Origin of the sequence: Collinsella sp. CLA-AA-H302 (genome assembly GCF_040093305.1) — a bacterium.
Lineage (GTDB): Bacteria > Actinomycetota > Coriobacteriia > Coriobacteriales > Coriobacteriaceae > Collinsella.
In genome coordinates this window covers 154,554-175,099 of record NZ_JBBNJW010000005.1, presented here as the reverse complement: position 1 = coordinate 175,099, position 20,546 = coordinate 154,554, and the positions used below count along the sequence as shown (strand labels likewise).

Below are 20,546 nucleotides of genomic sequence, written 5' to 3'. Positions count from 1 at the left end.
CTATTAACTAAACGTGTAAATTACTTAACGAGGTGATGCGGCGTATGGATACGTCTGAGTACTTGTCTATGGGTGATGCTGCCCGCCTGTTGGGCGTTACGAAAGCCCGCATATCTCAACTTGCCGCATCGGGAACGCTTGTGTGCGATATTGTGGGCGGCCGGAAGTTGGTCGAGTACAATTCTGCGCTCGCCTATCAAAAGGTCCGCAAGCGAGGACGCCGTCCTGCGGCCGATATGGGACGCAAGTTTACGCTGTTGTCGGCCGACCATGAGGTCGCGCATGTCTCATTTGATCAGACGCGTGAGTTTCCCTTCGAAATCGCCGAGGTCCTCGATGCGCAGAGGATGCCGTTTGGCACGTGCTCGAGTTCTTCTCCTACGGTGAATAAACGGGAGCTCAACGTGTGGTGGAGCCATCGGTCGGTGCCTGACGTCCGCCCCGGACTCGTCTCGCGCTATCGTGAACTGGGAATTGCCAGTGGCATTGAGGTGCCGGTTCAGTGCCTGGGCCTATCGCTTTCGGATTGCTATTGGCTGCGGCCGGCCGATTGCGCCGAACTCAAATGGCAAAACATCAATTACTTTGAGAACGAATTTGAGCGATCGGCACCCGAAGAGCGTTCGGGTTGGCTGGAAGGCATCGGTCTTAAAAATCCTGATAACACGTCCGAGGGCGAGCTCCCTAAATCGTGGATGATTCGCAACGGTGTTCGCGTTCTGGTCAAGGGATGCGGCATGGACGACCAACGGCCCTTTAACGAGGCGGTTGCAACGGCTCTGCATCGTCGCTTGCTGTCGGAGGGCGAGTTTGTTCCTTACACGGTTGAGCGCATGTTCGATGGCCCTGTGTGCCTGTGCGAGGATTTTCTTGACGGCCGCGAGGAATATGTTCCGGCTGTTTATGTTAAGGGCGCATTTGGTAGCCAGCGGGGAAACTCGACATACGATCGATACTGTTGCTACCTCGGCAAGCATGGTGTCGATGAGGCCGCTGTGAGAAGGTCTATGTCGCAGATGATTGTCTGCGATGCCCTTTTGGCCAACAGCGACCGCCATTGGCGAAACTTCGGCATCATCCGCAATGTCGACACCCTGGAGATAAAACCTGCTCCGCTGTTCGATAGCGGCAACTGCCTGTGGTACAACGTACCAACTGCCGTGCTCGCAGCTGGGGAGTTTGGGTTTTCCGCTAAGCCGTTTGGGCCCGACCCTTCCGTCCAGCTGGCGCTTGCGGATTTGCTCGATTGGTTCGATTCATCGCGGCTCAACGGATTTGTTGATGAAGCGATCGAGATTCTTTCGCAGAGCGAGTGGGCGACGGCGGAGGGTCGACTCGAGGCCATTCACCGCGGCCTTGAGCGTCGCGTAATCGAGGTTGGTGCCGCTGTTGAGGTACTTCGACACGTGCAGCGATAAACCCGCGGCTACTTAAGCGCGCCGGTCACGGTGCCGCCGCCCAGGACGATGTCGCCCCGATAGACGACGACGGCCTGTCCGGGAGCGATGGCGCGCTGCGGCTCGTCAAAGGTCAGCAACATTTGCCCGTCTTCGCCGCGCGTAAGGGTCGCTGCCTGGTCTTTCTGTCGGTAGCGGTACTTGGCGCCCACGCGAATGCCGCCGGACGTGAGCTCTACCTCCATGTGGTCGGCAGGGGCACTCCAAATCCAGTCGTTGGCCGTGAGCGCCGTGGCCGTCAGGTCCTCTGCCTCGCCCAGATGCACGGTGTTGTTGACGGCGTCGACACCCGTTACATACACGGGATGCGCCATCGCGACGCCCAAGCCCTTGCGCTGGCCGATGGTATAGCGCAGCGCGCCATTGTGGCGCCCGACCACGCTGCCGTCGCGCCATACGATATCGCCCAGTGCAGCGGGATGTCCGCAGCGGTGCTCGATATAGCCCGCGTAGTCACCGTCTGGAATAAAGCAGATATCTTCGCTCTCGGCCTTCTGGGCGTTGGTAAAGCCCTGCTCGGCGGCTATGCGGCGCACGTCGCGCTCTTTGTCTAGGCCCGCCAGCGGAAAGATCGTGTGCGCCAGGCGCTCCTGCGTAAGCGAATACAAAAAGTAGCTTTGGTCCTTTTTGGGGTCCTCGCCGCGATGCAGCTGCCAGGTGCCGTCTGCCGCCTGGCTTGTTTTGGCGTAATGGCCCGTGGCGATGTAGTCGCAGCCCATGTCCAGCGCTGCATCGAGCAGCGCGCCAAACTTAATGTGGCGGTTGCAGATAATGCACGGATTGGGCGTTAGCCCCTCCTGGTAGGCGTTCACAAAGCGCTCGATAACGCTGTGGTCGAAGGTCTGCTGCAGGTCGAGCACATGGTGCGGAATGCCTAGGCGCTCGGCGACGGCCTTCGCGTCGGCGATGTCGCGGTCGACCTTACTCATGCCCGTGACGGGATCGGGTGCGGGGCAGGTGAGGCACATGGTGGCACCGACACATTCGTAACCCTGACTTTTGAGCAGATACGCGGTCACGCTGGAATCGACGCCGCCGCTCATGGCGACGAGCACGCGCTTGTTGTGCATGGGGAGGTTCTCCTTGGTGGCATGTGGCCAAAAAAGAAAAGCGGCGCGGGAGGCTGGTTCCGCGCCGCAGACATTGTAGCAAGTTCGGGCGTCCTGTGGGACACCCTGTTGGGATGAGCTCAGGCTGCCAGAAGAGAGGGGAGACCGGCGTGCCTTGGACTCGTTCTAAGAACGAGAGCTCTAGTCCTGGAAGAGTGCCGTGGACAGGTAGCGCTCGCCGGTGTCGGCGAGCAGCGCCACGATGGTCTTGCCCTCGTTCTCGGGGCGCTTGGCCAGCTGCAGTGCGGCCCACACGGCGGCGCCGGACGAAATGCCCACGAGCACGCCCTCCTTGTGGCCCACGGCACGGCCGGTGGCAAAGGCGTCCTCGTTCTCGACGGGGATGATCTCGTCATAGACCTGGGTGTCGAGGACGTCGGGCACAAAGCCGGCACCGATACCCTGGATCTTGTGCGGGCCGGCCTGGCCCTTGGAGAGCACCGGGGAGGTGGCGGGCTCGACGGCGACGACCTGAATCTCGGGGTTTTGCTCCTTGAGGAACTCGCCCACGCCGGTCACGGTGCCGCCGGTGCCGACGCCGGCGACGAAGATGTCGACCTTGCCGTCGGTGTCGTCCCAGATCTCGGGGCCGGTCGTGGCCTTGTGAATGGCCGGGTTCGCGGGGTTCACAAACTGGCCGGCGATGATGCTGTTGGGAGTTTCCTTCTGCAGCTCCTCCGCCTTGGCGATAGCGCCCTTCATGCCCTTGGAGCCGTCGGTGAGCACGAGCTGCGCACCGTATGCCTGCATCAGCTTGCGGCGCTCGACGGACATGGTCTCGGGCATGGTGATAATCACCTTGTAGCCGCGGGCCGCCGCCACCGAGGCGATGCCGACGCCGGTGTTGCCGCTCGTGGGCTCGATGATGGTGTAGTCGCCGCCACGCACGAGCTTGCCGGCCTTCTCGGCCTCGTCGATCATGTTCTTGGCGACGCGGTCTTTGACGGACCCGGCGGGGTTGAAGTATTCCAGTTTGACGAGCACACGGGCCTTGAGGTCCTCGTCGGCCTCAAAGTGGGTGAGCTCCAGAAGCGGGGTGTGGCCGATAAGCTGATCGATGGACGTGTAAACATTGCTCATGGTGAACCTCCAAAGTGTTCAAATGACTGGATACCGTGTGGTTTTACGGTGCGTGTAGCAGCGAAACCCACAAACCCTATAGGTTGTTCGTTTTGCTGTTGGCAAGCATAGTAGACAGTAAAGCCTAGTAACGCAATAGGAAATAGAAGATTATTACGAGTCGATTAACCATCTTGACGGGAATAGGTATTTTCAAAACCAATTTTTCGGCTAGAATTTCTACGAATTAAAAGACCGAAAGGCAGCTATATATATGTTGGTTTCCACAAAGGGCAGATATGCCCTACGCGTTATGGTCGACCTGGCCGAGCATCAGGCGGCCGGTCGCATCCCGCTCAAAGAGATCGCGGCGCGCCAGGGGATTTCGGAGAAGTACCTCGAGAATATTCTGGCGACGCTCGTGCGCGCCAATATGCTCTCGGGCATGCGCGGCAAGGGCGGCGGCTACGTGCTTACGCGCCCGCCCGAGCAGTACACGGTGGGTGAGATCTTGCGCCTGACCGAGGGCAGCCTGGCGCCGGTCGCCTGCCTGGATGGCGACTGCAAGGGTTGCTCGCGATCTGATGAGTGCCCCACGCTCGACGTGTGGAAGAACCTTGACAAGCTCATCAACGACTACCTCGACGGTGTGACGCTCGATCAACTTGTCGCTCCCAATGAAGGCTACGATTACGTCATCTAACCCACACCTGCCATGTGGGGACAGGGTGGAAATGGCAGATTCTCTCGCCCTTTGAGACTTGGCAAATAAGAAGGCCGCCCATTTTTGCGATGGGCGGCCTTCGTTTTGGGCTGTTGAGACGGGCGCGGCCGGAATGGCCGTTTTAGCCCTCGGCGATGCTATCGAGAATGCTGCGCATGATGGACACCAGGATGCTGCCCATAAAGGCCGATCCAAAGCTGGCGATGGAGATACCCGCGCCCAGCAGATTGACCGACAGATAGCTGGCCAGCTCGAGCATAAAGCTGTTGACTACGAGCTGAAAAATACCCAGCGTAATGATCGTGAGCGGCAGCGAGATAACCGTCAGGAACGGCTTGACGAGCGAATCGACGATGTTCAGGAACAGTCCCACGAAGGCGAAACAGACCCAGGCCTCGGCAAAACCGAAGGGCTGGATGCCGGGGACGAGGAACGTGGCAATCGCGATGGCGATCGAGGTAAAGAGCCAGTTAAGCATAAAGCGCATGGTGTGAATCCTTTCTTGCGCAGGGTGCGTCGGTGTCGCGTGAAGCGGTTTGCTGCGGCAGCTTGGACGGCCGCTCGGGTGTGCCGCCTTGTTCGGCCGCCCATTGTCTCAGATATTCGTGGAGCTTGCGTGCGCATTCGGTTTCAAAACGGCGTTCGTCCTAGAAAACGCGCCGCTGGCAGAGAGTTTTGTCGCTTTAGTTTGGTGGTGTGCTAAACTGCTACGGGCAAAAGCCACAGGCGTTGCCCTATTGCATAGAACGGGCGAACGATGCCCGATGTCAGTATCAACTTCGATGCCTTTTGGCGGGTTTGGCGGTGATCGATGAATATCGAGAACATGTTTGACAAGCCTGATGTCAAGCAGCTGGTCCACGCATTTAGTCTTTTGGATGACGAGAAGGATATCCAAGCGTTTTTGACCGATATCTGCACGCCGCGCGAGATCTGCGATCTATCGCAGCGTCTGCAGGTCGCGCGTTATCTGGACGAGGGCGAGCCTTATGTTGAGGTTCAGGCCCGCACCGGCGCTTCGTCCACTACGGTGAGCCGCGTTTCAAAGGCACTCAACGGCGAGTACGGTGGCTATCGCAAGATCCTCATCAAGCTGGAGGATGGCGAGTAGGCCAGCGACAACAATGAATTACGAAGAACCGTCCCTTCGGGGGCGGTTTTTTGATCCTTTGGGGACGGAGGAAAACGGATCACTGGGTTAGACTGACCTCCTCGGTGATCCATTTTCCTCCGTCTCCAAGGGGTCAAATCTGTTGGCGTGGGGCAAATCTGTCCGCGCGGGCGGGTAGGATGGAAACATTGAATATTGCGAACGGTTTGAGTGGAGGACCATGCCTGTTCGAATCTATACCACCAACGCCGGCGCGGATTTGAGCGATGCCGAGGCGGCGCTGCTTGCCGACCTTATTGCCCGCCACGGGCGTGCCGTGCTGCTGGCTCCAACGTTTGCCGAGCTCGACCTGTGCCGTCATGATGCGGCGGAAGCCGGCGTTTCGCTGGGTATTGACTACAAGACGCCTACATCGTGGCTTCGCTCGCTTTGGGAGCTTTTGGGCGACGGGCGCGGTTTCGTCGACAACCTGCAGCGCCAGATGCTGTTTTCGGACATGGTAGCGCGCCTCGACGACGCCGACCTGCAGCCGCTTTCGCGCAGCCAGGGCACGGTGCGTATGCTCGCGCGTATGGCTCGCGATGTGCTGCCGGGTGTGGCAGGGACAGGCACCGAGCGTTGCTGCGACAACGTTTGCAAGCCCAAGCCCAAAAGCGACGCCGAGGCTCGCGTGTTTGAACTTTTGTGCGCCTATGCGCGCGGTTTGGACCGTCGAGATATGGTCGAGCCCTGCGAGGCGGCTGACATTATGGCCGGCGCTTTGGCCGACAACCTGCCGGGGTGCGCCCGCGCCGTTTGCGTGCGCGGCGTCACGTCATTTACGTATAGCCTGCTCGAGCTGCTGTCCGCCGTGGCAAACAACGGGGGAGAGGTTGTCGTGCTGCTTGCCCGCGAGCAAGCGGCGATGCGCGAGGAGCTTGCCGCGGCATTTGATGTCCGCGGTGTGCTGTTTGAGATCGCGCCGCTGGGGGAGGGCGCCGCCGCGCCCCAGACTGCCTCCAAGTCCGCTGCTCAGCCTGCCTTTATTGAGGTCGCCGGCCCCCATGCCCGTGCCCATGCTTATGCGGATGTCATCGATAAGTTGGTGAAAGCGCACAAGGAGTCCAAGGACGATAAAGCTGCTGCAACACCCGCCGACCCCGTACGCGTGCTCGTTGTTTCTGCCCGGGCACCCCAGCTGTTCGGCGAGCTTGCCGCTCGTTTGGCGGCGCGCCACATTGCGGCCGAGACGGCCGAGTTCACGGCGTTTTCCCAGTCCATCGTGGGCAGGCAGTTCACGGCGCTCGCCAACCTGATCGAGCGTATGAAGGCCGCCGACGAAGGGGCAGCTTCTAAGACTGAGTGGTGGCCCGCTCCGGAGCTTACCGACTGGATTTACAGCCCGCTTTCGGGTGCCGACGCCGCCAGCGCGCGCACGTTCGACAAGAATATGCGACTGTCGCGCAGCAAGACCACTGCGGGCGTCAAGAGCCTGCTGCAGAGCGTGCAGGGCCAGGTGAGGGGCGCGCGTAAAGCGGCGAGCGACGAGAACTGGTTTAAGAACGTGCCGTGCGTGATCTCGGACGTGTTCCAGGCGCTGTGGCGCGACAAACCCGTGACGGCGCTCAAGGCCATGCTTGCCGTTGCCGAGGCACTGCCCGATCGCGCACTTGGCGGTCTCGACGGTCAGGCCCGTCGCCAGGCGGAGGTGGCCCTGCTGCGCCACGTCATCGACATCCTTATGAATGGCGCCCGTGCGCTCGACGTGTCGCAGGCCGCGACCGTGCCCGTGCTCGACGACATTCGAACCAAGGTGGACAAGCGTAGCGCCGCCTACGATTACGAGACCTACGAGGTTGACCGTGCGCCACGCGCCCAGGTTCGCTTTGCTTCGCTTGCCGATGCGGCGGCTCTGCGCCCCGGCAGCTACGATGCCGTGCTGTTTGCCGATGTCGATCTGGACAGCTATCCGCTCTCACACGAAGAGGGGCCGCTGACCACGCTGACGGCGAGCCTCGGTCGCGAGGGCGTGACGCTTGAGCCTGCGGCCTTGCTGCGCGCACGCTTTGGCTGCGCGATACAAGCGTCGCGTGGTCCGGTTACGCTCGCCCGTATGACCCACGATCGTCAGGCGCGCGAGTGCTATCCGGCGGCCGTGTGGACCGAGTTGCGGGCGCATGCCGAGGCCGCTAACGATGCTAAGGCCGCTGACGCCGACAAGGCCGCTGACGCCGACAAGGCCGCTGACGACGCTAAGGCCGTTGGCGCCGACAAGGCGAAGTGCGTGGGTGAGGGCGATATCGTAAGGGACTTCGATCCCGCGGCAGGCGAAGGTCTTAGGCGCGAGCGCGTGACCTGCGAAGCTCCTCAGCATCTGAGCGATGAAGCCATTCCGTATCTGGTCCTGCGCCGTCGCGATGGCGAGGGCGAGGATGCGCCGCTGGTGCCGCGCCTGACGTCTGCCTCGCAGATCGAGGCCTATTCGACCTGCCCGCTATGCTGGTTCGTCTCGTATCGCGTCAAACCCCAGTCGATCGACGCTGGCTTTGGCAATATGGAGAAGGGCAACTTTGTCCACGACGTGCTGGAACACTTGCATGCCCGTCTGCCCCAGGAGGGCATGGAGCGCGTGACACCCATGAATCTGCCACGCGCGAAGGAGCTGCTGCGCGAGGTCTTTGACGAGACCTTGGCCGAGCATGCGGGCAAGCGCGGTACCGAGGGCCCGCTCGTGCCGCTCTCCCCGGTGGAGGAGCGCCAGGTGGCCGAGATTTTGCCGCAGCTGGAGGGCGTGCTTGCCTACGAGTCCGAGGCGCTCGCGCCCTTCGCGCCGCGCTACCTGGAGTTTGCGTTCAACGAGCTCCAGGTCGAGTATGCCGGTTGGCCGCTTGGCGGGCGCATCGACCGCGTTGATGTGGATGCCGAGAATCGCGCCGTGGTAATCGACTATAAGCATCGTTCGGGTGTCGAGGAGTTTAAGCTCGCCGACCCCACGGTGCGCGACGAGGAGTCGGGCGAGGCCCCCATCGACGACCCGCGCTGGCTGCCGCCCCATACCCAGACACTCATCTACGCGCAGGCCATGCGTCGGGCGCTGGATCTGGATACCCGCGCCGCGCTCTATTTTTCGACCAAGGGCGGCAAGCCCGCGCTGCGCGGTGCGGCGAGCGCCGAGTTGCTTGAGGAAGAGCGCGGCGACGGCCGCATCCCAGGCCTTAAGAAGGGCTTTCCCGGCGAGGGCGGCAACATGGACTTCGATGCACTGCTCGATCGCGTGGAGACCGGCATTGCCGAGCGCCTGCACGAACTCGAGGCAGGCGACGTTGCCGCCGTCGACCCGACGTCGGCTCAGGCCGCGCATGCGCGCTGCTCGTATAACCACGAAGGAACGTTTGTAAGGAGGGACGTGTAGACCATGGATCTTTCGACTTTGATGCCGCAACAACTGCAAGTCGTCAAAACGCTCGACCGTCCGCTGTTTGTCTCGGCGGGCGCCGGTTCGGGCAAGACCTTTACCCTCACGCGCCGCATCGTCTACGCGCTCTCGCCCGAATCCGGTCCGTTTGTCGAGCATCTGGATCAGGTGCTCGCCATTACCTTTACCAAAGATGCCGCGGCCGAGATTCGCGACCGCGTGCGTCGCGCGCTTATCGAAGAGGGTATGGACGAGGAGGCCCTGACCGTCGACGACGCTTGGATCTCGACCATTCACGGCATGTGTTCGCGCATCCTGCGCGCGCACGCGCTGGAGCTGGGCATCGATCCCGAGTTCACGGTGCTTACCGATACCGATGAGCTTATGGACCAGGCTGTCGAGCATGTGCTGGGGCGCGCGACGGCGCCCGATGCCGCGCCCCAGCTCGCCGCTTCGCTTAAGGCCCTCTACGCTTGGTATCCCATGGCGGGCGAGGGCGGGCCGTTTGGCGCCGGTACCACCATTAAAGGCCTGGTGCGCGACCTGCTGGAGCTATCGAGCCAGCTGCCGGGTGGCATGGACGATGTGCGCGTGGCGCGCGGCCAGGCCGACACCTCGGCGCTTGCCGATACCTATCGTGCGGCGTTGGGTGCGAGCAAGGCCGCGACCGAGAAAGCGCAAGTGGCACTCGACGCCATCGACGCGTTTGAGGCGAGTGGCAAAACCATGGAGGATGCGGTGCGACTCATGATGTCGTGCAGCATGCCTCGGGCGAGCAAAGCGTTTCCTAAGGAGCAGGTGGAGCTGCTCAAGGCCGAGGCAGCCGATGCGTTTATCAATATCGCGCTTGCCTGCGGCGGTCCGGCGCTCGATGCGCTGGTGGGGCTTGCCCGTGCTGTGGAGGCGGAGTACCGTGCGCTCAAGGCCGACCAGTCCGCGCTCGATAACAACGACCTGCTGCGTATGGCGTACGAGGCGCTGCGCGACTATCCGGCTATTCGAGCTGCCTATGAGGGCCGCTTTAAGATGGTCATGATCGATGAGTTCCAAGATACCGACCAGATGCAGGTCGATTTGATTCGCTATCTGACGGGCGCGGGGGAGCGCGCGCTGTGTACCGTGGGCGATGCACAGCAGTCGATCTACCGCTTCCGTGGCGCCGAGGTCGAGGTGTTTCGCCGCCAGGAGCGCAAGGTGGGTTCGACGACGGCGTCCGAGACGGTCGCCACGTCCGATGCCCCTGCCGGCGAGCTCGTCAAACTTGTGCGCAACTTCCGCAGCCACGACGAGGTGCTGCGTTACGTAGCGCGCGTCTTTGACGGCGATACCGGTGGTTTGATGCAGGGGTTCTTGGATCTTGAACCGAGTGACGATCGCGAGGACAAGCTCAAGGCAAAGGCGTCGCGCCGCCAGGCGCTGTTCGTTGCCGGCGGCAGCACACAGGAGCGAACGCAGGCGAAAGCTCGTGCGATTGCCGAACGTTTCCGTGCGCTTGCCGATAAAAAACAGCCCCAGGGCAGCATGGTCCTGCTGCTGGGCCGCATGACCAACGCCGATGTCTATGCGCAGGCCTTCCGCGACCAAGGGCTCGACTGCGTGATCGCAGGCGGCTCGGTCTTTGCCCAGGCAGCCGAGGTACAGACGGTGCGCGCCCTGGTGTGCGCGCTTGCCAATCCGGCCGATACGGCCCAAGGCCTTCTGCCGCTGCTGGCCTCGCCGATGTTTGCACTCGGCGCCCAGGAGTTTCTGGCGTTGGCGACCAAACTCGACGAGCAGACGGGCGAGACGTCGCGTCGCAACATCGATGCGGGCATCATGAGCGATTCCGATGTGCCGGGTTTGCAGAACCTGCCGCTCGTGACGCGTGCCCGCGAGGTGCTGCGCTACGCGCTGCGTCGTGTGGGTCGCGATTCGTTCGCCGCCATCGCGCGCGACGTGGTCAATGCTTCCGGCTGGTTCGTGCGTCTGGCACAGCGTGGTCCCGAGGGCAAGGCCATTGCCGCCAACGTGCTCAAGGCGCTCGACGCCGTGGCCGAGGCAGAGGCCGAGCTCGGCAACTCGCCGCGTTCCATCGCGCTGGCCTTCGACCGCTTCTTGGCGGGCAAGGAGGCTCCGGGCGCGCTCAACGAGGAGGGCGACGGCGCGGTACGCATCATGACCGTGCATGCGTCCAAGGGTCTGGAGTACCCGGTCGTAGCGGTCGCCGAGTGCTTTGGCGTGCGTAAGTCCTCGGGCACGGCACAGATGGGTCGCGTCGAGGGCGGAGCGCAGGTCGTGGCGCTGCCGGCACGCTTCGACGGCGTTAAGCTCGCCGACGGAACCTTTGTGAAGGGCGACGACGTCAAAAAGCAGTTTGAGCATGCGTTTAAGGGCAAGGGTACGTCGCTGTGGCTGCCGCCGGAGCTCATGGAGGACGTCTGTGCGACGGGTTCTCCCGCCGAGGCATTTACCCGCCTGCGCAACGACGACCTGCAGCTTTCGCTCGAGGAGCGGGCCCGCTTGCTCTACGTTGCCATGACGCGTGCGCGCGAGCTGGTGATCTTGGCGATGGATGCCGGCGTGAGCCGTGGCAAGGTGTGCGCGCCGACCTTCGACGTCGAGACCGATCTGACCTATGACGTGCTGCGCCGTATTTTGCCGACCGACAGTCTGGACATGCCGCAGCTCGATAGCGACCGTTTGGTGTTCGACAACTCCAAGCCGGGCGACTACGAGCTCATCTCGCTGGCGGACTTTACGTTTGGCGAGCAGGCGTTTGAGGCTAACGCTTCGCTGGATGCCGAGGGCAGGCTTATTCGCGGCGATGTCGATACAGATACTGCCGACGATTCGGCCAGCACAATCGTCCCCGGTCCTGCCGATCCCGAGCCCGATGCGTTTGAGCTCGTGTATCCCCAGGCGGTGGGCGTGCGCATGGGCACCTGCCCGTTCCCGGCGCGTGACTCGTATAGCTACTCGTCAATCGCGGCAGCGCTCCATGCCGAGTCCGAGGACCGTGCCGCCGAGGCGCGCGTTCCCATGGACGAGTCCGGCGATGATGTCGAGTCGGATGGTTCCGAGATGACGGATGCAGACGTGGCTGCTGTCGAGCCTGCCGGCAATCCCATGGCCTTGGGTTCGGCCTTTCACGCCGCCTGCCAGTGGCTGATTGAGATGGATGCCGATGCGCTGCCCGCTGAGCGTGCCGATGCGCTGGCGCGCCTGTGGTGCCTGACGCCGGATCAGCGCGAACGCTTCGACGTTGCCCTGAATCGCTGGCTCAGGTCGGCGGTCCGTGCCGAGCTGCTTGCCTGGCCGTGTGTCCGTGCCGAGGTGCCGTTCTTCTCGCTGGGCTGCGAAGACGAGAACATTGCCCGCTACGGTGCATATGCCGAGGGCGCCATCGATGCACTGGCGACCGACCCGGCGGATTCGTCATGCGCGCTGGTCATCGACTACAAGACGGGCGGGACGCCGGACGAGACGCCGGAACAGCTGCAGGAGAAGCACGCCCTGCAGGCGCACGTCTACGCTGATGTTTTGCACAAGGCGGGCTTTGAGGCTGTGACCGTCAAGTTCGTCCGCGTGGAACAGCTGGATCCAACCATCTTCGTCGAACCCGCCGAACCTCAAGTAGTCACCTACAACCTCTAGCCCTCAGATAACTTGCGGTGGAATACGGACTGTTTTGGCCAAAAAAGCCGCCAAACAGTCCGCATTTCACCGCAACTCAATAGGAGCCGTGTTGGTTTGGCTAGGTTCGGGTGCCGTCCGCGCCGTGCGGTAAAATCGTTCAGTCAGAACACGAACCCGCATCGGAGCTCATCACATGGCATTCGTCCATCTGCACAATCACACTGTCTTCTCGATGCTCGACGGCGCAACCCGTATCCAGGATATGGTCAATCGCGCCGTAGAGCTGGGCATGCCCGCCGTCGCCATTACCGACCACGGCTACATGTATGGCGTGCCCGACCTGGCGCTGGCCTGCGACGCCGTCAACCACAACACGCCTGAGTACAAAACCTGGAGTCACGACAAGGCCTTTTTGGAAAAGGATCGCCGCGACGAGCTGGTGGAGCCCGATCCCGAGGAAAACCCGCGCGAGCATGCCCAGTATGTGAAGGACATGGCCATGTGGGACGAGAAGGGCAACATCGACGAGCTCAAGCCGCCTCTGGTCATCAAGCCCATCTTTGGCTGCGAGGTCTACTTTACGCCGGACGAGACCCTTGCTCGCGACCATAAGCCCGAGCTCTACCACATGATCCTTCTGGCCAAGGACCAGGAGGGATACGTCAACCTGATGCAGACGGTCTCCGAGGCAGCCGTGCAGGGCTTTTACTACAAGCCCCGCGTGACGCTCGACAACCTGCGCCGCCACGCCAAGGGCATGATCTGCACCAGCGCCTGCATCGCGGGCATCATTCCCAAATACATCGACCGCGGTGACATGGAGGGCGCCATCAAGTGGGCCGAGACCTTCCGTGATACCTTCGAACCTGGCGACTTTTATATCGAGATCCAGGAACACGGCATCACCACCGACAACGGCCTGACCGATGAGCAGATGGACCGCACGCTCATCGACATCGCCAAGCAGGTAGGCGTCAAGGTCATCGCCACCAACGACTTCCACTACCTGCGCCGCGAGGACGCTCCCGTGCAGGACGTCATCATGTGCATCGGCATGAACGCCAAGGTCGACGACCCCAACCGCATGCGCATGACCGGCTCGGAGTTTTACATGAAGACCGAGGAGGAGATGCGGGCGATGTTCCCGTATTGCCCCGAGGCCTGCGACAACACGCTCGAGATCGCCGACAAGTGCTACGTCGAGCTGGACTGGGACTCCATCATCCTTCCGCGCTTCCCGTTGCTCGACCCCGGCGAGACGCACGAGAGTCAGTTCCGCCGCGAGTGCGAGAAGGGCCTGCGCCAGCACTACGGTGACGACTGGGCCACGCGCGAGATCGGCGGCGTTAACATCAAAGAGCGCTTTGAGTACGAATACAAAGTCATCTGCGACAAGGGCTTTGCCGCCTACTTTTTGATTGTTGCCGAGTACGTGCAATGGGCCAAGGACAACGGCATCGGCGTCGGCCCCGGCCGTGGCTCGGCTGCCGGCGCTATCGTCGCCTACGCCATGAACATCACCGCGTTCGACCCGCTCGAGAACGGCCTGATGTTCGAGAGGTTCCTGTCCCCGCAGCGTACCGAGATGCCCGATATCGATATGGACTTCGACGATGAGCGGCGCCTCGAGGTCGTGGAGCACGTTCGCCAGCTCTACGGCCCCGAGAAGGTCACCCACGTCATCACCTACTCGACCATTAAGGCCAAGCAGGCCATCAACGACGCCGCTCGCGTCCTGGACTACCCGGTCTACATGGGCCAGCGTCTGTCCAAGATGGTCTCGAGCGACCCCAAGGTCAAGCTCAAGCAGGTGCTCGAAAAGCAACCCGGCAAAGAGGACCTGTTTAACCCCGATTTTGCCGAGGCATATAAAAAGGACGACGACGCCCGCCGCATCATCGACACGGCGCTCTCAATCGAGGGCCTCACCCGTGGCGAGGGCGTGCACGCGTGCGCCGTTCTGATCTGCCGCGACCCCGTCAACGAGCACGTGCCCACCAAGCTCGACACCAAGGGCGGCGTCGAGATTACCCAGTACGAGGGCCATACCGTTGCCGACATGGGCTTGCTCAAGATGGACTTCTTGGGCCTGCGCACGCTGACTGTTATCTCCAAGGCCAAGGCAAACATCAAAAAGAACTTCGGCATCGACATCAAAGAGGAAGAGATTCCCTTTGACGACCCCGAGATCTTTAAGCTCATGGGTTCCGGCCACACCGCCGGCGTCTTCCAGGTCGAGTCCGCCGGCATGACGGCCACGATCAAGAACATGAAGCCCACCGAGTACAAGCACGTCGTAGCATTGATCGCCCTGTACCGCCCGGGCCCGCTGGGCGCCGGCATGGTTTCGTCCTACATCAACCGTATGAACGGCAAGGAGCCGGCGGTCTCCTACGACGACCGCCTGGACGACATCCTGGGCGAAACCTACGGCACCATGGTCTACCAGGAGCAGGTTATGCTCATCTCCGTCGAGATGTGCGGCTTCTCCAAGGGCGAATCGGACTCGCGTATCCGTAAGCCCGTGGCTAAGAAGAAAATCAAGCTGCTCACGTCGACGGTGCTCCACTGGGAGGATGGCTCCGACGAGACCACCTACGACCACTGGATGAACGGCGCCATCAAGAACAACTATACGCGCGAGGTCGCCCAGAAGATTTGGGACGATGTTCTCGAGTTCGCGTCCTACGCCTTCAACAAGTCGCACTCCGCCGGCTACGCCATCCTGGTTATGCAGACGGCGTGGCTCAAGGCGCACTATCCGCACGAGTACATGGCGGCCGTTCTGACGTCCTATACGGGCAAGACCGACAAGATCGTGCACTACGTCTCGGCATGCCGTCACGACGGCATCCCCGTGCTGTCGCCAGATGTCAACGAGTCCGGTACCGAGTTCACGGCTACCAAGGAGGGCGTGCGCTTTGGTCTGGCCGGCATCCGCGGCGTGGGCACCGGCGTGGCGCAGGCGATTATCGCCGAGCGCGAGGCGGGCGGCCCGTTTAAGACGCTGCACGACTTTGTCGAGCGCGTGGACTCGAGCCAGGCCAACCGCCGCGTGATCGAATCGCTCATCAAGGCAGGCGCCTTCGACTCCACGGGGTATCCGCGTCGCCAGATGATGCACTTTGTGGATAAGAACAACCCCGAGAACATCATCGATGCCGCGGTGAAGCGCCAGAAGGATCGCGCGAGCGGTCAGACGTCGTTCTTTGATATGTTTGGCGACGTTGAGGGCTCGGGCTTTGAGGTGAGCGTGCCCGATCCGGATGGTCAGGAGTGGGACCGCCACCTTAAGCTGAGCCAGGAGAAGGAGGTTCTGGGCATCTATGTCTCGGACCACCCGCTGCGCCCGTTTGAGTATGCACTAGCCAAGGCGCGCGACTTCTCGTTCTCGCAGATCGATACCGGCTACGAAGTTCAGAATCCTACGGGCGGCACCATCAACCAGGAGATTCCCGAGGGCAAGGCGCTGTGGTGGGCCGGCATGGTCTCGAGCGTGTCCAAGCGCGTGACCAAAAACGGTGACCCCATGGGCATCGTGCAGCTCGAGGACATGGAAGGCGAGGCCACCGTCGTCGTGTTCCCCAAGACCTATAAAGAGGCCGAGGGGTACCTGTACGGCGAGGTCGATCCCGAGACCGGCGCGCAGCTGTCCGATGCCTTTGTGCGCATTAAGGGCAAACTCGAGCGCTCGGACCGCGGCGACCAGATCATCGCGCAGGAGATCGTGCCGCTCGAGCTCAACGAGGAGAACAACAAGCCCAAGGTGTTTGAGGTCATGGTGCCCAACAGCCGCTTTAGCCAGGGCAATATGGCGCGCCTGGCCACGGTGCTCACCGCCAACCCGGGCGGCGACCGCGTGGAGATCTTTATCGAGCAAGTGGACGGGCGCGTGCTGCGTGCCGAGGTACCTGCCAAGGTCAACGCGCGTTCGATTCCGCTGCTGGCCGAGGCCAAGGCCATTGTGGGTAACCAGGGTCGCGTGACGGTGATCTAAGCTACCCCGGGTGAGATTGGAGGAAGTGATGGCGCAGGGGACGTTTGTGCAGGCGCTTCGCAAAGAGGCGGCGTTGAGCGGCACCTTTATGAAGGGGCGTTCGCTCATGCTCAACGGCGCCGTGCTGTCGATCGAGGACAGCGGCTCGCGCTTCTCCAAAAACGTGACGGTCGAGGGCTCGGTGCGCGGTTCGCGTGGCGACCTGTACAAGACGCACGTGGCGCTCGACATGGACGAGCACGAGGTGATCGACTACGACTGCGATTGCCCCGCCGCCTATCGTTACCCCGGTATGTGCAAGCACGCTATTGCCACGGCTCTGGCGTATTTGGATGCTAGCGGCGCCGAGCCCGTCGAAGGTTTGCGCACGCCGGTTCGCACGTTTACGGCGCAGTCGAAACAGCCCGCGCGCACCGCACCCAAAGCGCCGGCCGTCAACCCCAACTTTCCCTTTCCGGCGCCCGTCCCCACGAGCCCGAGCCTTGTGGCGGCGCTCTCCGATCTTTCGGACGCGCGCATGGATGAGCTGGCGAACATGCGCCGCAAGCTTGCCGGTGCCGTTGATCCCGACGCCCCCAAAGCGGCATTGGAGCCCTCGTTGGTGCCGTACTACAATCCGCTGTTCGCTGACCGCTTTAGCTGGGCGCTCGAGTTCCGCATTCGCTGTGGATCGGTCTCCTACGTGGTCAAGGACATCGACGGCATGGCCGATGCCTACGTGCGCGGCGGCACGTTCTCCTATGGCAAGAAGCTCACGTTTGTCCATTCACCTGAGGCCTTTGACGAAACATCGGCAAAGCTGCTCAACCTTGTTGTGACGACAGTTGCCTATCTCGATGACATCACAAGCTCGCGTTCGGCGTCGTACGACTTTGCCCGCAGCGGTTTTGTTGCCGAGCGTCAGTTGCCGCTGTCCGAGCATAGCATCGTATATGTGCTGGACCTGCTGCGCGGCCAGACCATCTCCTTTGAGCCCGCCTGGTCGCGGGGGATGACGACGCATCGCACCTACGACGTGGCGGTTGAGCTGTCTCCGCAAGGGGAGGACGAGGCATCCGCTAAGCGCCCACCGCTGCTTGCCGCCAAAATCGCGCCGGCGGCTGGTGGTAGCTATGACCTGCGCCTGCCCGCCGATATGTACTGCTTTGCGTCGGGCGATGCCGCCTACTTGTTTGACACGCGCCGCGCGCGCCGTACCGACGCTGCATTTGCTCAGCATGCCGCACCTTTTTTGTCGCGCTTGCTGCCGTGCCGCACGCCCGCCCATATTGCCGCCGAGCAGGTGGGTGAGTTCTGCCGTATGGCGCTGCCCATTTTGCGCGACTACACCGACCTCACCGCGCCCGCCGCGCTCGATACCGTGGCACCCGAGCCGAGCTTTGCTATGGCGATCGGTGTCGACGATGGGCTCGTGACCTGCAAAATTACGGTTACCTACGGCGATTGGTCGGCGGATCTCTTTAGCCTGGGCGCTCCGGGCAGCCCCTTCGAAGAGCAGCGCCCCGGTGTGCCGCCCCGCGACGAGGTGGCGGAGTTTCGCGTTATGGATACGGCGGCCCTGTACTTCGATTTCTACGAGCGCGGTCTGGCGTTTGAGGAGCGCGATGACGCCCGCTTGTTCTGCCTGCTGACCGAGGGCCTGTCTGCCCTGTCCGAACTGGGTGAGATCATGCTCAGCGACCGTCTGCGCCAGATCTCGGTCCGCCCCGCGCCCAAGCTCTCGGTTCGTGCGACCGTTAAGAGCAATCTGCTCGATGTCGAGCTGGGCGCGAGCGGGCTTTCGGCCGCGGACCTTGCCGTCTATCTCGATTCGTACAAGCGCCATCAAACGTTTGCGCGCCTTACGTCCGGCGACATCATTCGCCTGGACGAGGGGGCGCGCGCCGCGTTTGGCCTTGCCGAGGACCTGGGTGTCGATGCCGTCGACCTGCTCGACGGCGTGTCGCTTCCCGCGTCGAGCACCCTGTTCGTCGACAGCATGCTCGCACGCACGCCGGCGCTCGAGGCCGATCGCGACGCTGCGTTCCGCCGTACCGTCGAGCGCCTGGACACGCTCGGCAAGATGGACTTTACGGTGCCGGCATCGCTCAAGGCAACGATGCGCGGCTACCAGGTCGACGGATACCAGTGGCTCGGCTCGCTCGAACACCTGGGCCTTGGCGGCATCTTGGCCGACGACATGGGCCTGGGCAAAACGCTCCAGATGATTGCGCATATTCTGGCGCGCGTGGAGGCGGGGGACACCAAGCCCACGCTCGTGGTATGCCCGGCCTCACTCGTGTACAACTGGACTGCCGAGCTGGAGCGCTTTGCCCCGTCGCTCGATGTGTGCGCCATTGTGGGCGCCAAGGCCCAACGCCGCGTGCAGATCGCCGGCGTGGCCGAGCATAGCGTGGTCGTGACGTCGTATGACCTTATGCGGCGCGATATCGACGAGTACGTCGAGCGGGATTTTGCCCGCGTGGTGCTCGATGAGGCACAGTACATTAAAAATCCGCTCACGCAGGTGGCGCGCGCCGCCAAGCGCCTGCCTGCCGGCGTGCGCTTTGCCCTGACGGGCACGCCCATCGAAAACCGCCTGTCCGAGCTCTGGAGCATCTTCGACTTTTTGATGCCGGGCCTTTTGGGGACGCGCGAGTCGTTTGCCAAGCGCTTTGAGAGCCCCGTCGAGCATGCCGAGGGCGATAGCGCCGCTCGCCTGCAGGCGCTCGTGTCGCCGTTTGTGCTGCGCCGTGTTAAGGAAGACGTGGTGGCCGACCTGCCCGAGAAGATCGAAGACACCGTCATGGCGCAGCTTACCGGCGAGCAGCGCAAGCTCTACCTGGCCAACCAGGACCGCATCGCCCAGCAGGTGCAGCACCGCGAGGCTGGGGAGTTTAAGAAGGACAAACTCAAGGTGCTCGCCGAGCTCACCAAGCTGCGCCAGATCTGCTGCGACCCGCGTCTACACTACGAGGATTACAAGGCGGGGAGCGCCAAGCTCGATACGTGTATGGAGCTCGTGCACGGCGCACTCGACGGCGGGCATCGCATCCTGTTGTTCAGCCAGTTTACGGGTATGCTCGATATCATCGGTAAGCGCTTGGCCAAGGAGGACATCGCCTTCCTTAAGCTCACGGGCGCTTCGTCTAAGGAGAGCCGCGCCAAGATGGTCGCGCAGTTCCAAGCGGGCGAGGTTCCGGTCTTTTTGATTTCGCTCAAGGCGGGCGGCGTGGGCCTTAACCTGACGGCGGCCGACGTGGTCATCCACTACGACCCGTGGTGGAACGTGGCAGCGCAGGACCAGGCGACCGACCGCGCGCACCGTATTGGCCAGCAACATACCGTGACCGTGTACAAGCTCATCGCCAAGGACACGATCGAGGAGCGCATTATGCAGATGCAGGAGTCCAAGCGCGACCTGGTCAACAGCGTGCTCGGCGGCGACGGCATCTCGTCGGCGCTGTTTACCCGCGAAGATGTTCTGGCGCTGCTGGGCGGCGACGGGCGCTAACCCGCTCGGGTGGGGCCGCCAGGGCGGATAGCGCACGCTGCCCCATCGTCCCCGCCCGTTATGTGTTCATTTGCAATGCCGTGGATGGTTTGTCTGCCTTTGGGCATAAGAACCATCAAGAACATTGGCACGTCAGCAAAGGAGAACATCATGGCGAAATTCTTTAAGGACCCCGACGGTAAGCTCATTGCCGCCCTTGGCAACGACGTTGCAACCCCTGCCGGTTGCACGGAACTGACCGCAAACACTGAGGACGCGGCGCACGAGAAGCACGTGCCTGTTGTCGAGACCGAGCGCGACGGTCACGTGATTCGCGCACGCGTTGGCTCGGTCGAGCACCCCAGCCTGCCCGAGCACTATATTGAGTGGATCGCCCTTGAGGCCGAGGGCCGCTTAGAGGTCCATTACCTTGAGCCCGGCATGAAGCCCGCGACGTTTTTTGCCGGCGGTTCCAAGACCGGTACCGTCTATGCCTACTGCAACCTGCACGGGCTGTGGTCCGCGACGTTCTAGGAGCGCGCCCCCGCTCGGGGTATCATAGCTAGCATATGCACATGCGAGCGCCGACTGCATCATGCGGCCGGCGC

11 protein-coding genes are annotated in these 20,546 nt (G+C 62.3%); 8 read left to right on the top strand and 3 right to left on the bottom strand.

Translation table 11 applies throughout. From position 1 onward, the window contains the following. Positions 1-44 precede the first annotated feature (44 nt). Positions 45-1,418: a hypothetical protein gene (locus AAAV21_RS05410; protein WP_349107992.1), complete on the top strand. Its 1,374-nt coding sequence runs from the start codon at positions 45-47 to the stop codon at positions 1,416-1,418. Positions 1,419-1,426: 8 nt separating this feature from the next. Here AAAV21_RS05410 and mnmA read toward each other — a convergent pair whose 3' ends face one another. Next, entirely contained in the window at positions 1,427-2,650 is a 1,224-nt protein-coding gene (gene mnmA, locus AAAV21_RS05405; protein ID WP_349108019.1) for a tRNA 2-thiouridine(34) synthase MnmA, read from the bottom strand. Between the two features lie 57 nt (positions 2,651-2,707). Next, complete coding sequence (cysK, locus tag AAAV21_RS05400) at positions 2,708-3,646, bottom strand: cysteine synthase A (RefSeq protein WP_117639786.1); 939 nt, start codon at positions 3,644-3,646, stop codon at positions 2,708-2,710. A gap of 253 nt (positions 3,647-3,899) precedes the next feature. Here cysK and AAAV21_RS05395 point away from each other — a divergent pair, with 253 nt between their 5' ends. Beyond that, positions 3,900-4,328 (top strand): Rrf2 family transcriptional regulator, encoded by a 429-nt coding sequence (locus AAAV21_RS05395; protein ID WP_089572175.1) that lies wholly within the window; start codon positions 3,900-3,902, stop codon positions 4,326-4,328. Between the two features lie 142 nt (positions 4,329-4,470). Here AAAV21_RS05395 and AAAV21_RS05390 read toward each other — a convergent pair whose 3' ends face one another. Beyond that, positions 4,471-4,836 (bottom strand): phage holin family protein, encoded by a 366-nt coding sequence (locus AAAV21_RS05390; protein ID WP_055250947.1) that lies wholly within the window; start codon positions 4,834-4,836, stop codon positions 4,471-4,473. A gap of 324 nt (positions 4,837-5,160) precedes the next feature. Between AAAV21_RS05390 and AAAV21_RS05385 the strand changes: the two genes are divergently transcribed. From AAAV21_RS05385 to AAAV21_RS05360, 6 genes are all read left to right on the top strand, one after another. Next, entirely contained in the window at positions 5,161-5,460 is a 300-nt protein-coding gene (locus AAAV21_RS05385) for a YerC/YecD family TrpR-related protein (RefSeq protein WP_022094855.1), read from the top strand. A gap of 220 nt (positions 5,461-5,680) precedes the next feature. Further along, positions 5,681-8,851 carry a PD-(D/E)XK nuclease family protein gene (locus tag AAAV21_RS05380; RefSeq protein WP_349107989.1) on the top strand — a complete coding sequence of 1,057 codons (3,171 nt, stop codon included), beginning with the start codon at positions 5,681-5,683 and terminating at the stop codon, positions 8,849-8,851. A 3-nt stretch (positions 8,852-8,854) separates the two neighbouring features. Continuing rightward, positions 8,855-12,487: a UvrD-helicase domain-containing protein gene (locus AAAV21_RS05375; protein WP_349107987.1), complete on the top strand. Its 3,633-nt coding sequence runs from the start codon at positions 8,855-8,857 to the stop codon at positions 12,485-12,487. 175 nt (positions 12,488-12,662) lie between these two features. Further along, positions 12,663-16,466: a DNA polymerase III subunit alpha gene (gene dnaE, locus AAAV21_RS05370; RefSeq protein ID WP_117716861.1), complete on the top strand. Its 3,804-nt coding sequence runs from the start codon at positions 12,663-12,665 to the stop codon at positions 16,464-16,466. 28 nt (positions 16,467-16,494) lie between these two features. Further along, positions 16,495-19,959, top strand: coding sequence for an SNF2-related protein (locus tag AAAV21_RS05365; RefSeq protein WP_349107985.1), 3,465 nt, complete (start codon positions 16,495-16,497; stop codon positions 19,957-19,959). Between the two features lie 150 nt (positions 19,960-20,109). Next, positions 20,110-20,472, top strand: coding sequence for a desulfoferrodoxin family protein (locus AAAV21_RS05360; RefSeq protein WP_089572163.1), 363 nt, complete (start codon positions 20,110-20,112; stop codon positions 20,470-20,472). Positions 20,473-20,546: the final 74 nt, after the last annotated feature.